The 14,287-nt window shown below is 68.2% G+C and carries 14 protein-coding genes; 11 read left to right on the top strand and 3 right to left on the bottom strand.

Features of this window, described 5'->3' with window-relative positions; all coding sequences use genetic code 11:
- Positions 1–74 precede the first annotated feature (74 nt).
- The 4 genes from recQ to C8E96_RS20640 are packed head-to-tail and all read left to right on the top strand — an operon-like array spanning position 75 to position 3,494.
- A complete protein-coding gene (recQ, locus tag C8E96_RS20655; RefSeq protein ID WP_091374941.1) occupies positions 75–1,898 on the top strand; it encodes a DNA helicase RecQ in 1,824 nt (607 codons plus the stop codon).
- A 17-nt stretch (positions 1,899–1,915) separates the two neighbouring features.
- On the top strand, positions 1,916–2,425 hold the full coding sequence (locus tag C8E96_RS20650) for a DUF998 domain-containing protein (RefSeq protein WP_166658063.1): 510 nt from the start codon (positions 1,916–1,918) through the stop codon (positions 2,423–2,425).
- 40 nt (positions 2,426–2,465) lie between these two features.
- Positions 2,466–3,296: a helix-turn-helix domain-containing protein gene (locus tag C8E96_RS20645; protein WP_091374934.1), complete on the top strand. Its 831-nt coding sequence runs from the start codon at positions 2,466–2,468 to the stop codon at positions 3,294–3,296.
- A 6-nt stretch (positions 3,297–3,302) separates the two neighbouring features.
- Positions 3,303–3,494: a DUF397 domain-containing protein gene (locus C8E96_RS20640; RefSeq protein ID WP_091374931.1), complete on the top strand. Its 192-nt coding sequence runs from the start codon at positions 3,303–3,305 to the stop codon at positions 3,492–3,494.
- On the opposite strand, the gene C8E96_RS20635 is transcribed toward C8E96_RS20640, so the two are convergent.
- Positions 3,463–3,711, bottom strand: coding sequence for a hypothetical protein (locus C8E96_RS20635; RefSeq protein WP_091374929.1), 249 nt, complete (start codon positions 3,709–3,711; stop codon positions 3,463–3,465). The genes C8E96_RS20640 and C8E96_RS20635 overlap by 32 nt on opposite strands.
- A 111-nt stretch (positions 3,712–3,822) precedes the next feature.
- Between C8E96_RS20635 and C8E96_RS20630 the strand changes: the two genes are divergently transcribed.
- From C8E96_RS20630 to C8E96_RS20610, 5 genes are all read left to right on the top strand, one after another.
- Entirely contained in the window at positions 3,823–4,332 is a 510-nt protein-coding gene (locus tag C8E96_RS20630; protein WP_091374927.1) for a hypothetical protein, read from the top strand.
- 206 nt (positions 4,333–4,538) lie between these two features.
- Positions 4,539–6,734, top strand: coding sequence for a xanthine dehydrogenase family protein molybdopterin-binding subunit (locus C8E96_RS20625; RefSeq protein WP_091374924.1), 2,196 nt, complete (start codon positions 4,539–4,541; stop codon positions 6,732–6,734).
- Between the two features lie 10 nt (positions 6,735–6,744).
- Positions 6,745–7,206 carry a (2Fe-2S)-binding protein gene (locus C8E96_RS20620; protein ID WP_091374921.1) on the top strand — a complete coding sequence of 154 codons (462 nt, stop codon included), beginning with the start codon at positions 6,745–6,747 and terminating at the stop codon, positions 7,204–7,206.
- Between the two features lie 37 nt (positions 7,207–7,243).
- Positions 7,244–8,074, top strand: a complete 831-nt coding sequence (locus C8E96_RS20615; RefSeq protein ID WP_228769887.1) for a metallophosphoesterase family protein — start codon at positions 7,244–7,246, stop codon at positions 8,072–8,074.
- 155 nt (positions 8,075–8,229) lie between these two features.
- Positions 8,230–8,706 (top strand): hypothetical protein, encoded by a 477-nt coding sequence (locus C8E96_RS20610; protein WP_091374916.1) that lies wholly within the window; start codon positions 8,230–8,232, stop codon positions 8,704–8,706.
- A gap of 66 nt (positions 8,707–8,772) precedes the next feature.
- On the opposite strand, the gene C8E96_RS20605 is transcribed toward C8E96_RS20610, so the two are convergent.
- On the bottom strand, positions 8,773–9,207 hold the full coding sequence (locus C8E96_RS20605; protein WP_133794627.1) for a hypothetical protein: 435 nt from the start codon (positions 9,205–9,207) through the stop codon (positions 8,773–8,775).
- Between the two features lie 185 nt (positions 9,208–9,392).
- On the opposite strand from C8E96_RS20605, the gene C8E96_RS20600 reads away from it, so the two are divergent.
- Positions 9,393–11,894 (top strand): DEAD/DEAH box helicase, encoded by a 2,502-nt coding sequence (locus tag C8E96_RS20600; protein WP_091374911.1) that lies wholly within the window; start codon positions 9,393–9,395, stop codon positions 11,892–11,894.
- A 12-nt stretch (positions 11,895–11,906) separates the two neighbouring features.
- Positions 11,907–12,710, top strand: a complete 804-nt coding sequence (locus C8E96_RS20595) for a hypothetical protein (protein WP_091374908.1) — start codon at positions 11,907–11,909, stop codon at positions 12,708–12,710.
- 1 nt (position 12,711) lies between these two features.
- Here the strand turns inward: C8E96_RS20595 and C8E96_RS20590 are convergent, their stop codons facing one another.
- Complete coding sequence (locus C8E96_RS20590; RefSeq protein WP_133794625.1) at positions 12,712–14,205, bottom strand: endonuclease/exonuclease/phosphatase family protein; 1,494 nt, start codon at positions 14,203–14,205, stop codon at positions 12,712–12,714.
- Positions 14,206–14,287: the final 82 nt, after the last annotated feature.

Here is a 14,287-nt window from a genome sequence, read left to right as displayed (position 1 = left end):
GTCGGCCGGTCCAGTTGTCCACAGGGCCGTGCCGATCGCACCGGCGACCGGGGAAACCTCGTACGATCGCCCATGTGACTTCCGCCGACACCCTGACTCCCGAGCTCGACGTCCTGCGCCGGATCTTCGGCTACGACGCCTTCCGCGGCGACCAGGAAGCGATCATCAGTCATGTCGTCGGTGGCGGCGACGCGCTGGTCCTGATGCCGACCGGCGGCGGCAAGTCGCTTTGCTACCAGATCCCCGCGCTGGTCCGCGAGGGTGTGGGCGTGGTGATCTCGCCGCTCATCGCCCTCATGCAAGATCAGGTCGACGCGCTGCGAAACCTCGGTGTGCGCGCGGGATTCCTCAACTCGACGCAGGACTCGCAGGAGCGGCGCGAGACCGAGGACGCCTTCGTCAACGGCGAACTCGACTTGCTCTACCTAGCGCCCGAGCGACTGCGGTTGGAGTCGACAACCCGGCTCCTCGACCGGGGCAAGGTCTCGCTGTTCGCGATCGACGAGGCGCACTGTGTGTCGCAGTGGGGCCACGACTTCCGCCCCGACTACCTGGCGCTGTCGGACCTGCACGAACGCTGGCCGGACATCCCGCGCATCGCCCTGACCGCCACAGCGACGAAGGCGACCCACGCGGAGATCGCGCAACGGCTGAACCTGGGCGAGGCCAAGCATTTCGTGGCCAGCTTCGACCGGCCGAACATCCAGTACCGGATCGTCCCGAAGAACAGCGCGCAGAAGCAGCTGCTAGACCTGCTGCGCACCGAGCACGCGGGCGACGCCGGCATCGTCTACTGCCTGTCCCGCGCGTCGGTGGAGAAGACGGCGGAATTCCTTGTGCAGAACGGGATTCCGGCGGTTCCGTACCACGCCGGTCTCGATTCGAGGGTGCGTGCGCGCAACCAGAGCCGCTTTCTGCGCGAGGACGGTCTGATCGTGGTGGCGACGATCGCGTTCGGCATGGGCATCGACAAGCCGGACGTGCGGTTCGTCGCGCACCTGGACCTGCCGAAGTCGGTCGAGGGCTACTACCAGGAGACCGGCCGCGCGGGCCGCGACGGCCTGCCGTCGACAGCGTGGCTGGCGTACGGCCTCGCCGACGTCGTGCAGCAACGCAAGATGATCGACACCTCCGAAGGCGACCTGGCGCACCGCCGCAGGCTCAGCGCCCACCTCGACGCCATGCTGGCGCTGTGCGAGACCGTCGAGTGCAGGCGGGTACAGCTGCTCAACTACTTCAGCCAGGAGGGCCAGGCCTGCGGCAACTGCGACACGTGCCTGACTCCCCCGGAGTCCTGGGACGGCACGGTGCCCGCGCAGAAGCTGTTGTCGACGGTCTTCCGGCTCGACCGCGAACGCAACCAGAAGTTCGGCGCCGGACAGGTGATCGACATCCTGCTGGGCAAGCAAACCGAGAAGATCACCCAGTTCCGCCACGACCAGCTCAAAACCTTCGGCATCGGCACGGAACTCAACGACAGCGAATGGCGCGGCGTAGTCCGCCAACTCCTGGCCCAGGGCCTGCTGGCCGTCGAGGGCGACTACGGAACTCTCGCGTTGACCGAGGCCAGCGCCGAAGTCCTCGGCCGCACCCGCGAGGTCATGCTGCGCCGCGAGCCGGAGCGCACCCGCCAACCGCGAACCCGCAAGCCCGCGGCAGCGGCCGTCGACATGCCCGCCGAGGCCACCCCCATCTTCGAACGCCTCCGCGCCTGGCGGGGAGCCACCGCGAAGGAACAGGGCGTCCCCGCCTACGTGATCTTCCACGACGCCACATTGCGCCAGATCGCCACCCAAACGCCGTCCACCCTTGAGCAACTGGGCACCATCAGCGGTGTCGGTGAGAACAAGCTCGCCAAGTACGGCCAAGGCATCCTCGACACCTTGGCCGAAGCGTGACGGCACCCTGGGCCCGCGTGTCATCGGCGCTGGCCCCGGTGGCGCTGATCGGCGGCTGGACCATCGCCGCCGCCCGAACGTCGGATTTCGACTCGGTCCGCGACACCATCAGCGCCTTGGCGGCCATCAACGCCCAGGACCGCTGGATCATGACGACGGGCCTGGCCATCACCGGCGCCTGCCACGTCGTGACGGCAACCGGCCTGACGTCAGTCCAACCCAGCGCCCGGTTCACCCTCGCCGCGGGCGGAGTGGCCACAGCGTTGGTCGCGGTCTTCCCGCAGCCATCTGAGACCCACGCCCCCGTCGCGACGGCCGCGTTCGGATTGATGTCGGTGTGGCTGTTGCTGGCGGGCACGCGGCGGTCCCGGATAGCGGGCTTGATCTTGTTGGCCTTGCTCGCGGTGTTCGGTGTTTCGCTGCGGTCGGAGAGGTGGGTGGGTTTATCGGAGCGGGTGCTGGCGGCGGCGCAGTCGCTGTGGCCCGCGGTGGTGGCGTTTCATACCCCGAGAACGCTCAGCCATTAGTGGCATTCGCGGGGCGGGAAACTTCTGATCTCATGAACACATGAGCGAACGCCTACCGGCCAGAATGCGTGTCCTCGCAACGGAGCTGACGAAGCTCCGCGAAGCGGCAGGACTCACCACCCGCCAAGCCGCGATCCGTCTGGACCAATCGATCGCGACGTTGAACCGCACGGAGAACGCCAAACGGATCGCGACGGTGGCGGAGGTGTCCGCCATGCTCGCGATCTACGGAGTGGTCGGTTCCGAACGCAAGCGGATCATGGCCTTGGTCGAAGAGCTGAACACGTCGCGCTGGCTCGGCATCGATGCCAATCCCGACCGTCCCACGTTGCCGATTTTCGAGTCGGAAGCGGTCGCCATCGTCAACTTCGCACCGTGCACGGTGCCGGGACTGCTGCAAACGCCCGCATACGCACGCGCGATCACCTCATTGGGCCACACAACGGATCTGCACGACGCCATGATCGCCGCGCGCCTGGACCGACAGAAGGTCCTCGCCCGGATCGTCGCGCCGCAGTACGTGGCGATCTTGGATGAGGCGGCCTTGCGCCGGCCGCACGGTGGATCAGCGGCGATGGTCGAGCAGATCAACTGGCTCATCGACATGGCGAAACGGCCCAACATCGCACTCCACGTGATCCCCTTCCGCCACGGCGGCTACCACAACCCCGGCTACTTCTCCCTGCTGGAGTTCCCCAAGACACCGCCGATCGTCTACGTGGAGCACAGCCGGGTATCGGGCTTCCTGCACGAGCCCGAAGACACGCAAGCGTTTCGCACCCACACCGCTTCGCTGATCCAGGCATCCCTTGGCTGCGCCGATTCGGTGAACTTCCTGACCAAAATGGCCGCTGATCACGAACGGGGCTGAAACACCATGCACGCAGAGTGGCGCAAATCCAGCTTCAGCACGCACCAATACGACTGTGTCGAGGTCGCCTACTCGGCGGTGGCTCGGGTGCGTGACTCCAAGAACCCCGAGGCGGGCACACTGACTCTCCCCTCCTCCTCATGGCACCCGAAGCGGCTGGCCACCATCACGGCCGATACGGCGGCATCGGCACTTTGACCGTGCGGCCAATCCTCTGCTCGTCGGCCGCCTGGTCGATCAGAACGTGCCATCCCTTGTGATAGCGGCACTTCTCGAAGACTCCACCCACATTCCTGAACCCGTGCGCCATCCGCTCGGCCGCCATCTTCGCCAGCAGCGGCGTGTTCCCGCACCCCACGCACACCGGCGCGGTCTGGTAGGTCTGGCTGGCCACCAATTCGCCGCGTTTCCTCATCTGCCCGATTGTCCCGACGTCAAGATCCTCCAGCCAGGACGATCACTCGAACGACGGAACTTCGTCCCGACACCTCTCCTCCGGACCTAAGATCATCCGTGGAGGGATGCCATGCCCACGGATTTCTGGCCCGCGTGGATCTCGTTCGCCGCCGCGCTCATCCAGACCACCGCCGCGATCATCCAAGTCAACCAAGGCCGCCGGGGGTCCACCGCGATCGGACCCGGCGTCAGCACCGGCGTTCGTTACGGGCTCGCCGCCCTGGTGCTGGAACTCGGCGGGTGGCTGGTCGCCCGCAGCTTCGACTCCGGCCCCTCCTGGGTGGCTCCGGCCGCGTTCGCCCCGGCCGTCGTGCTCGGGGTCGCCGCCTTCCTCAAGTGCCTGCGCGAACTCCTCACCACTCCCCCGGCCCCCGAACGACCTCGGCCCGTCAACGCACCGCTCAACCCGAACCACCTGGGCCTCGCGCAGCGGGTGATGGACGACCGAGAGCGGGAGTACCAGCGCGAACTACGCGAATCCCGGCTGACTGGCGCCCAGGCTCTCTCGCTCATGCTCGGCGCGGCCGCCGGGCTCGCCGTCGCCTACACCTCGGTCTTCCTCTCGGGGGTCGCGCACTGACCGGGCGCCACGTCAGACGCTGGTTCGGTGACCATGTCCGCGCGGATTGGTGCCGTTCGTCCCGCCCACCCGACCGCTTATCACTCAGGCAACAAGTCGCCGCCGTCGGTTGTTGAATGTGCACACATCTTCTGCTTAAGGTGCCTTAGGTCACACCCCCGTTCGGCCTAGATCAATCCCCCAATTGGTCCAGACGGAAGGTTCCGATGGGCACACCAACCAGGCGCCAGGTGCTGGCGTTCCTCGTCGCCGCTCCCACGCTGACGATCGCGGTGAATCTCACCGGTGACGAGCCGACGGCCGACGCCGCCGTGCCGACGCCGCCCGCTCCCGCCGACCTGATGGACCTGGGCGAGCTCCTCATCCTCGCCGCGGCCCCCACCTCGAACATGCTGATCCTGACCGTCGAGTCCGACGGCATGGTGACGCTGCAACTGCCGCGCGCGGAAGTCGGGCAGGGCATCACCACGGCCACCGCCATGCTGGTCGCCGAGGAGATGGACGTGCCGCTGTCGCAGGTGCGGGTCCGCCTCGACGACGCGCGGCCCGAGCTGCTGTTCAACCAGCTCACGGGCGGTTCCAACACCATCCGAGCGGTCTACGAGCCGGTCCGGCGGGCCGCCGCGGCCGCGCGAACCAGGCTGGTCGCCGCCGCCGCGGCCCGGTGGGGCACGGAGGCGTCGAGCCTGCGGACGAAGGCGGGTGAAGTGGTCTCGCTCGACGGGCTGCATGTCAGCTTCGGTGAACTGGCCGTGGAAGCGGCCAACACGGCGCTGTCGGTCGGGTCTCCCGCGCTCAAGCCGGAGTCGGAGTTCACGCTCATCGGCAAGGCGACCTCGCGCATCGACGCGCGGGCGATGGTCACCGGCAAACAGCAGTACACCCTCGACCTCGACGTGCCGGGCGCGCTGCCGACGATGGTGCGCAGGCCGCCGTCGATCAACGGCACGGTCAGGTCCGTGGACAACGCCGCCGCGGTGCGCGCGATGCCCGGTGTCGTCGACCTCGCGGTCGTGCGGACCGGTGTCGCCGTCGCCGCCGAGACCTTCGGGCAGGCGCAGGACGCGACCCGCGCGCTCAAGGTCACGTGGAACGCGGGCACGGTCGACGCCGAGTCCGACGCGACGATCAAGAAGAAGCTGCGGGCCGCCGCGCTGCCGCTCGTGGTGCCGCCGCTGCTGACCCAGTACGTCGAAGCCGAGTTCGACTTCGCCTTCACCAGCCACGCGCCGCTGGAGACGAACTCCGCGATCGCCGACGTGCGGGCCGACCGCGCCGAGATCTGGGCCGGTCTCAAGTCCCCGATCGTCGCCCAGCAGACCATCGCCCAGGAGCTGGGACTGCCGCAGGACAGCGTCAAAGTCCACGTGGTGCAGGGCGGCGGGTCGTTCGGCCGCAGGCTGTTCTTCGACTCCGCCTTGGAGGCCGCGCACATCTCGAAGGCCATGGGGCGTCCGGTGAAGCTCATGTGGAGCCGGGTCGACGACATGCGCCACGGCCGCGCCCGCGCCGCCAGCCACCACAAGATCCGCGCGACCTACGCGTTGGGCAACGTGCTCACCTTCGAGCACCGCGTCGCGAGCGTGGAGACCGACTTCCGGCACGGCCTCGGCGAGATCCTCACCGCGCGGGCGGCGGACCTGCCGGTCGGCGGAAACCTCAGCTTCGCGCAGACGGTCTTCCTCATGACCATCAAGTCGCCGTACAACTTCGGTGTCACCACGCAGCTGCTCAACGAGGTCCCGCTGAGGATGCACACGGGCAGCTGGCGGTCGGTCTACTCGGCCAACACCCGCGGCGCCGAGGAGATCATGGTCGACGAGCTGGCCCGCAAACTCGGGAAGGACCCGGTCGCGTTCCGCCGCGAGTTCCTCAAGACCGACAAGCAGCGGGCCGTGCTGAACAAGGTCGCCACGGAAGGCAAGTGGGGCATGAGCCTGCCCGCCGGGTTCGCCCAGGGCGTCGGGTTCCACGAGGAGTACAAGTCGTGCACCGCGTGCCTGGTCACGATCGACGCCCGGGACAAGAAGAACCCGCGCGTGGTGAAGGCCGTGATCGCGGGCGACTACGGCAGGCCGATCAACCCGCGCGGCTTGGAGTCGCAGTTGCTAGGCGGGCTCACCGACGCGATCTCCACGACGCTGCGCGCCGGTCTGCACCTGGACCGGGGGCTGCCGCTGGAGGGCAGCTACTCGCAGTTCCACTACGCCCGGCAGAAGGACTCTCCGACCGACGTCAAGATCTTCATCATGCCGCCGAACGGCGAGCCGGGTGGCGCGGGCGAACTCGGTGTCCCCGCGGCGGTCGGCGCTATCGCGAACGCGTACGCGCGCGCGACCGGCATCGCGCCGCGCAGCTTCCCGATCAACTTCCCGGTCGACTTCGAACCGTTCCCGCGTTAAGGAGAACCCGTTGCCGAACTACACCTTCTCCGTGAACGGCAAGACGGTCACCGTCGACGCGCCCGCCGACCTGCCGCTGCTGTGGGCGCTGCGCGACAAGCTGGGCGTCAAGGGGCCGAAGTACGGCTGTGGCATCGACGTCTGCAAGGCGTGCACCAGCCACCTCAACGGCAAGGCCGTGAACCCGTGTGTCGTGCCGGTGGCCGACGCGGCGGGCAAGGAGGTCACGACCATCGAGGGCCTGGCCGACGGCGACGTGCTGCACCCGGTGCAGCAGGCGTGGCTGGAGCAGGACGTCGCCCAGTGCGGCTACTGCCAGCCCGGTCAGATCATGGCGGCGGTGGCGCTGCTCAAGCGGACCAAGAAGCCCACCGACGCCGACATCGACGCCATCGAGAACGTGTGCCGGTGCGGGTCGTACTTCCGGGTGCGCAAGGCGATCAAGCGGGCGGCGGAGCTGATGGGCGGGTGAGATCACCGGTGTCGGGCGCCCGTGCGAGTATCGGGGTGTGGGTTCCCTCCTGGCTATCAGCGATCTGCACATCACCTACGCGGAGAACCGCGCGATCGTGGAAGGGCTGCGGCCCGAGTCCGCGGACGACTGGCTGATCGTCGCGGGCGACGTCGCCGACCAGGTGCCCGACATCGAGTGGGCGCTCGGCACGCTGGCCGAGCGGTTCGCCAAGGTGATCTGGGCGCCCGGCAACCACGAGCTGTGGACCGTCGGCGCCGATCCCGTTCAGGCCCGCGGCGTCGAGCGGTATGAGGCGCTGGTCGAGATGTGCAGGGGGCTTGGGGTGGTGACCCCGGAAGACCCGTACGAACGGTGGGACGGCGAGGGCGGTCCGGTCCTGGTGGCCCCGCTGTTCATCGGCTACGACTACACCTTCCACGCGCCGGGGTGCTCGACCAAGGAGGAGTCGCTCGCCTACGCCCACGAGACCGGCGTCGTCTGCACCGACGAGGTCTACCTGCACCCCGACCCGTACCCGACCCGAGACGAATGGTGCCGAGCGCGGGTGGCGCTGACCGAGCCCCGCCTCGCCGCGTGCGACCTGCCTTTGGTGCTGGTGAACCACTACCCGCTCGTGCGCGAACCCACGCGGATCCTGCACTACCCCGAGTTCGCCCAGTGGTGCGGAACGGAACTGACCGCCGACTGGCACACCCGCTACCCCACCGCGGCGATGGTCTACGGGCACCTGCACATCCCGCGCATCACCCACCACGACGGCGTCCTGTTCCAGGAAGTGTCACTGGGCTACCCCAGAGAGTGGCGCCGGCACGGTCACCCACACGGGATCCTTCGGCGCATCCTGCCTGCGTCGGTTCGCGTGTGACCTGCGGATTTATAGGTCATCAGGCAAAGGTTATGCCTTACTGAGATGGGTGACCGGGGCCACCATCACTCATCCTGATGAACAGAAGTCGACGATCGGACCAACCACGCCACAGGAGGCGCACCCGACCCGTCGACGCCGAAAGGTGGCTCGCCATGACGGCGGCGGAACTCTCCGACTTGCACGCACTGGAAGGTGGCGCACAACCGCTCGCGCACACCTTCGAAGTGCCTGATTACCGGACCACCCTGGGCTGGCCGGTCGACGGCGACGCACTCGGCGCGTACCTCGACCTCGGCGAACACGTAGGCGGCCTGCGGATGCGCGCGGGCCTGGGCGCGGAAGTCCAATGGTGGCTGCGGCTGCGGATGCTGGCGGGCCCCGTGCTCGCCACCCCCGGCAAGCGCACCGAGTGGACCTTCCTCACCCAGCCGATGACCGACGAACAGCGCCGCAGGCCGCTGCCCCCTGGCGTGGAGCCGGTGAACGCGCGAGTCCTGCTGCCCACTGGGCACACGGACCGCACGGTCGCCTTCTGGGCCACGGCCCCGGACCCGGTCCACCCGTCCCTGCCGCTGTTCAGCTCCGTCGTTGGTGCTGTTCGCAGCGTGCTTTACGGGCACCGGTTCTAACCACACAGACCATCCCAGGCTGGTGCACTGTCCCGCCACGGCCAGCCTGGGATCTCCAACTTTCGACTATTGCCGAGCAGCATCGGTGAATTCAAGAACCGCACGGTCGAGACCATCGGCGGCGCGGCGCATGTCGATCGGGATTGACACAGGCCGACCACCGGCGGCCTCACCGTCTTGGGCGAACCGCGCGTAGGCGAGTGCACCCTCAGCTTTGCGGACAGCTTCAGCCTTCTCGGCCAATTCGTCTGGTCCGTAAATGCGCAGAACACCCGCCAACGTGCGGACCCGGGCACGCGCCGCATGGAAACGTTCGTCCAGCACCGACCAGTCGGTCACACCATCAGGTCCGAATGCCGGCCGCTCGCCACGATGTGCCCGGTTGACGGCGATGGCGAGACCACGGGCCTCATTTGCGGCTTCGACCAGCTGAGCACATCGCTCGAAGCGTTCTTGATGAATTCGAACTCGCTGCGCCGCCCGCTGCTTGATCGGCTCCACGAATGCGCCTAAAGCCACGCCGGCCAACGCCGCGAGTGAGGTGATCCCAGCGAGAACTACCGATATCCACATAATCGGTTGTCTCCCGAAGAACGAACCTCGTTACTCGCGAGGCCCCGGACGGTGCAGGTTACTGTGGCCCCGCCTGGCGTCCCCATAGGTGGACCAGGCACGATCGGGACACCATGACGCTCACTTCGCGGCTGCCCGCTACCCCCGAACCCGACGAGCTCTTCGACGCCTTCGCCACCTGGGCCTCCGATCAGGGTCTTTCCCTGTATCCCGCCCAGGAGGAGGCGCTGATGGAGATCGTCTCCGGGGCCAACGTCATCCTCAACACCCCCACCGGCTCCGGCAAGAGCCTGGTCGCGGCCGGGGCGCACTTCACGGCCCTCGCGCAAGGAACCCGAAGCTTCTACACCGCGCCCATCAAGGCGTTGGTGTCGGAGAAGTTCTTCGCGTTGTGCGAGATGTTCGGGGCCGAGAACGTGGGCATGATGACCGGCGACTCGAGCGTCAACGGCAGTGCGCCCATCATCTGCTGTACCGCGGAGATCCTGGCCAACATCGCCCTGCGCGACGGGGCCGAGGCCGACGTGGGGCAGGTCGTCATGGACGAGTTCCACTTCTACGCCGAGCCCGACCGGGGGTGGGCGTGGCAGATTCCGCTCCTCGAACTGCCGAAGGTGCAGTTCGTCCTCATGTCCGCGACCCTGGGCGACGTCACCCGGTTCAAGGACGACCTCACCCGCCGGACCGGGCGCGACACCGCTGTCGTCACCTCCGCCGAACGACCCGTGCCGCTCTTCTACTCCTTCGGGATGACGCCGCTGACCGAGGCGCTGGACGAGTTGCTCAGCACCAACCAGGCCCCGATCTACGTCGTCCACTTCACCCAGGCCGCCGCCCTGGAACGTGCGCAGGCGCTGATGAGCATCAACGTCTGCACGAAGGAGGAGAAGGAGAAGATCGCCGCGCTGATCGGGAACTTCCGGTTCTCCTCCGGCTTTGGCAAGACCCTGTCCCGCCTGGTCCGCCACGGTATCGGGGTGCACCACGCCGGGATGCTGCCGAAGTACCGGCGGCTGGTGGAACGGTTGGCGCAGGCGGGATTGATGAAGATCGTGTGCGGCACCGACACCCTCGGCGTGGGCATCAACGTGCCCATCCGGACGGTCGTGTTCACCTCCCTTTCCAAGTACGACGGCGTGAAGACCCGCATCCTCAAGGCCCGCGAGTTCCACCAGATCGCCGGCCGCGCGGGCCGGGCGGGCTACGACACGCTCGGCACCGTCCTGGTCCAAGCGCCCGAGCATGTGATCGACAACGAAAAGTCGCTCACCAAGATCGGTGACGACCCGAAGAAGCGCCGCAAGTTCGTCCGCAAGAAGCCGCCCGAGGGCATGGTGTCCTGGGGCCTTCCCACCTTCGAGCGCCTGGTCGCGGCCGAGCCCGAGCCGCTGACGTCCAGCTTCCACGTCAGCCATTCCATGCTGCTCAACGTCATCGGCCGCCCCGGCGACGCGTTCACCGCGATGCGCAAGCTGCTGACCGACAACCACGAGGACCGCCCCGCCCAGCGCCGGCACATCCTGCGGGCCATCGCGATCTACCGGGCGCTGCTGGCCGCCGGCGTGGTGGAGAAGCTCGACGAGCCCGACGACCAGGGCCGCTCCGTCCGGCTCACCGTCGACCTTCAGTTTGACTTCGCCCTCAACCAGCCGCTCTCCCCCTTCGCGCTGGCCGCGATCGAACTGCTGGACCGCGAGTCCCCGAGCTACGCGCTCGACGTGCTCTCCGTGGTCGAGTCCACTTTGGACGATCCGCGTCAGGTTCTCTCCGCGCAGCAACACAAAGCGCGCGGTGAGGCCGTGCAGGCGATGAAGGCCGAGGGCATCGAGTACGACCAGCGGATGGAACTGCTGGAGCAGGTCACGCACCCGAAGCCGATGGCCGAGATGCTCCTCCCGGCCTTCGACACCTACCGGCGCGGGCACCCGTGGGTGGGCGACTACCAGCTCTCCCCCAAGTCCGTCGTGCGCGACATGTACGAGCGCGCGATGACCTTCACCGAGTACGTCTCCTTCTACGCCCTGACCCGCTCCGAGGGCCTTGTCCTGCGCTACCTCGCCGACGCGTTCCGCGCGGTCCGCCAGACCGTCCCGGATGACGCCAAGACCGAGGACCTCACCGACCTGATCGAGTGGCTCGGCGAGCTGGTCCGCCAGGTCGACTCCAGCCTCCTCGACGAGTGGGAGAAGCTCACCAACCCGGAGACCGGCGAGCTGGAGGACCGGGTCGACGACACCCCGCCCGCGGTCACCAAGAACACCCGCGCCTTCCGCGTCCTGGTCCGCAACGCCCTGTTCCACCGCGTCCAGCTCGCGGCCCGCCGCGACTACTGGGCGCTCGGGGAACTCGACGGCGACAGCGGCTGGGACGCCGAGGCCTGGGCCGACGCGCTCAACCCGTACTTCGAGCTGCACAGCCAGATCGGCACCGGACCCAACGCCCGCGGCCCGGCGCTGCTGATCATCGAGGCCGAGGCCGAGCGCTGGCTGGTCCGGCAGATCTTCGAGGACCCGGCGGGCGACCACGACTGGGGCTTCACCGCCGAGATCGACCTGGCCGCCTCCGATGAGGCGGGCACCGCTGTCGTTTACGTGACCGCGGTCGGCGAACTCTGAGAAGATCGGGATATGTCTCAGAGGCCAGGCAGGCTGCGCCGGTTATTGGTGCGTGTGATCAACGACGAGAACGTGGATCTCTACATCCTGGCCATGGTGGCTGTGGCGTTCACCGCGTTGGGCGCCTCGGGCCTGTCGGACGTGAAGACCCTTTCCTCGGTGGTCCTCGCGCTGCTCGCCTGGCTGGCGCTGTCGCAGATCAAGTCGCGCCGCCAGCTCGATGAGCTCGGGAAAGCCCAGCGGGGCAACCCGACCACGCTGCTCAAGTCGGAGTTTCCCGCCGATCTGATCTCCCGGCGCGCGGCCTCGTTCGACATGCTGGTCATCGGCTTGACCATGACCAGGACCGTGCAGGGGCTCACGACCGACTTCCCCGCCATCCTGGCCGCCGGGGGCCGCATCCGCGTCCTGGTGCCCGACCCGCACGACGAAGCGCTCATGGAGACCGCGGACCGGCGGATGGCGCACAGCATGGGCGCGGGTCGGGTGAAGCAGCGCATCCTCACCACCCTTGAGGACCTGGCCACGATCCAGGCCCGCAACGAGGGCAGGCTCGAAGTGAGGGTGCTGTCGACCATCCCGTCCGCCGGGTTCAACTGCCTCGACGTCACCAGCCCGCGCGGGCTGATCTGTGTGCAGCACTACGAGTTCCAGCCCCGCCGCGAAGCGGGCCCGATCATGACCTTCACCGCGCAGGACGGGCCGTGGTTCCACCACTTCGTCGCGGAGGCCGAGCGGATGTGGGAGGCGGCGACTCCGGTGCCCGCCATCGAGGAGACGGCCCCCACCCCCGGAGAGGGAGTGGGGGCCGCGTAGCTCAGAGCCGGAAGCGGGTGACCACGGCGGCGTGGTCGGAGGCCCACTCGTTGCCCGCGTGGTTCGGGACTGCGGCAGGCGTTCCCCGGACGACAGCGCTGCTGGTCAGCGGCTGCGCCGGCCCGACCGAGTAGACGAAGTCGATCCGGTCCTGCGGCTCGGCGACACCGGTGCTCCCGTTGTGCTTGGGATACACCGGCGACCACGTGTTGCCCGGCATCTTGACCGGGTCCGGGTTCACCACCCGGTAGGAGTCGACCAGGCCCGCGCGTTCGACGGCCTGGCTGACCGGCCAGTTCACCGTGTACCCGCAGTGCAGGCTCGCCGCGGCGGGCGTCCAGTCGCGGTGCGACGGGGCGTTGAAGTCGCCGACGAGGAACACGGGGATGCCCTCGGCCTTGTGCGGCGCCAGCGCGTTCAGGACGGACTCGATCTCCCGGACCCGCCCGGACTGGCTCTCCCTGGCGATGATCTTGTTGACGCTCATCTTGTCGAAGCAGGCGTCGTACGGGCCGTAGGGCGTGTAGTTCAGGTGCACGTCCCAGATCACCGCGCGCTCACCGGCGGCGAACTCCACCCGCGCGCCGAACCCGGCCTCGGCGGTGAAGGTCGCGCCGAGCGGGTACTTGCTGATGATCGCCAGGTCGCCGCCGTTGTGCACGGAGTACCAGCCCAGGGCGTCGGCCATCGTCTTCGCGTGCGTGCCGCGGCTCTCCGACAGGCCGACGACGTCGCTGCCCGACGACACCAGGAAGCGCAGCTGCTTGGTGACGCCGTCGGTCACCTGCGAGCCCGAGTGCCACACGTTGAACGCGGTCACCACCGGCTCCGGGACGAGCTTTTGGCCGACCGGCCGAACGGTGATCGTGGCGGTGGCGCGCGCGGTCAGGCCCTCGCCGTCGGTGGCCGACACGACGACCTGGCTGACGCCGACATCGGCGACCCGAGGCGTGCCGGAGACTGTGCCGTCAGCGGCGACAGTCGCCCACGACGGGCCGGAAACCTTGTGGTAGGTCGGTTTCGTGCCGTCCGGGTCGACCGCGACGATCTTCGCCTGGTACGCCGCGTCCACCCGCGCGTTGCGCAGCGGCGTGGGGTCGGCGAGGAAGGCGGGCGGCTGGGACCCGGCGCCGACCACGGTGAAGCGCACCGGGGCGGCGAGGGAGGTGTAGCCGTCGTTGTAGAGGAAGTAGGCGACATAGGCGCCGGGGCTCAGCGAGGTCGTCGGCAGGGTGACGGTGCCCGAGGCGCCCGGTGCGTAGGTCCACGCGGTGCTGGGTCCGACGTAGGTGCCGTTTACCGGCGCGTTGCCCGGGTCGGAGTAGATGCCGACCCAGTTCTGGTCGTCGGGCCGGTCGGTCGTGTAGGTGGCCGTGACCGGCGTTCCGACCGTGTACTCGGCCTTGTCGAGGGTGAAGGTGGCCGCGGCGGCCTCGGCGGGTAAGCCGATGGCCAGCAGCAGGGCGGCGATGATCGTGCTCAGTGCGATTCTCACCGTGCGCACGGTGGACCAGCCAGGAGCACCGGGCAAGAACGTCACACGAACAGCCCACGAACAACGGCTGAGAAGCTATTCC

Origin of the sequence: Actinokineospora alba (genome assembly GCF_004362515.1) — a bacterium.
Taxonomy (GTDB): Bacteria; Actinomycetota; Actinomycetes; order Mycobacteriales; family Pseudonocardiaceae; genus Actinokineospora; species Actinokineospora alba.
The sequence above is the reverse complement of the archived record's forward strand: the minus strand, read 5'-3'. Positions and strand labels throughout refer to the sequence as shown.

Bases quoted from the DNA above. Each gene is read 5' to 3' on its own strand.
- C8E96_RS20625 (WP_091374924.1), top strand. From the start codon at position 4,539: ATGGGCACACCAACCAGGCGCCAGGTGCTGGCGTTCCTCGTCGCCGCT.
- C8E96_RS20635 (WP_091374929.1), bottom strand. From the start codon at position 3,711: ATGAGGAAACGCGGCGAATTGGTGGCCAGCCAGACCTACCAGACCGCG.
- C8E96_RS20640 (WP_091374931.1), top strand. From the start codon at position 3,303: ATGCACGCAGAGTGGCGCAAATCCAGCTTCAGCACGCACCAATACGAC.
- C8E96_RS20645 (WP_091374934.1), top strand. From the start codon at position 2,466: ATGAGCGAACGCCTACCGGCCAGAATGCGTGTCCTCGCAACGGAGCTG.
- C8E96_RS20610 (WP_091374916.1), top strand. From the start codon at position 8,230: ATGACGGCGGCGGAACTCTCCGACTTGCACGCACTGGAAGGTGGCGCA.
- C8E96_RS20600 (WP_091374911.1), top strand. From the start codon at position 9,393: ATGACGCTCACTTCGCGGCTGCCCGCTACCCCCGAACCCGACGAGCTC.
- C8E96_RS20630 (WP_091374927.1), top strand. From the start codon at position 3,823: ATGCCCACGGATTTCTGGCCCGCGTGGATCTCGTTCGCCGCCGCGCTC.
- C8E96_RS20595 (WP_091374908.1), top strand. From the start codon at position 11,907: ATGTCTCAGAGGCCAGGCAGGCTGCGCCGGTTATTGGTGCGTGTGATC.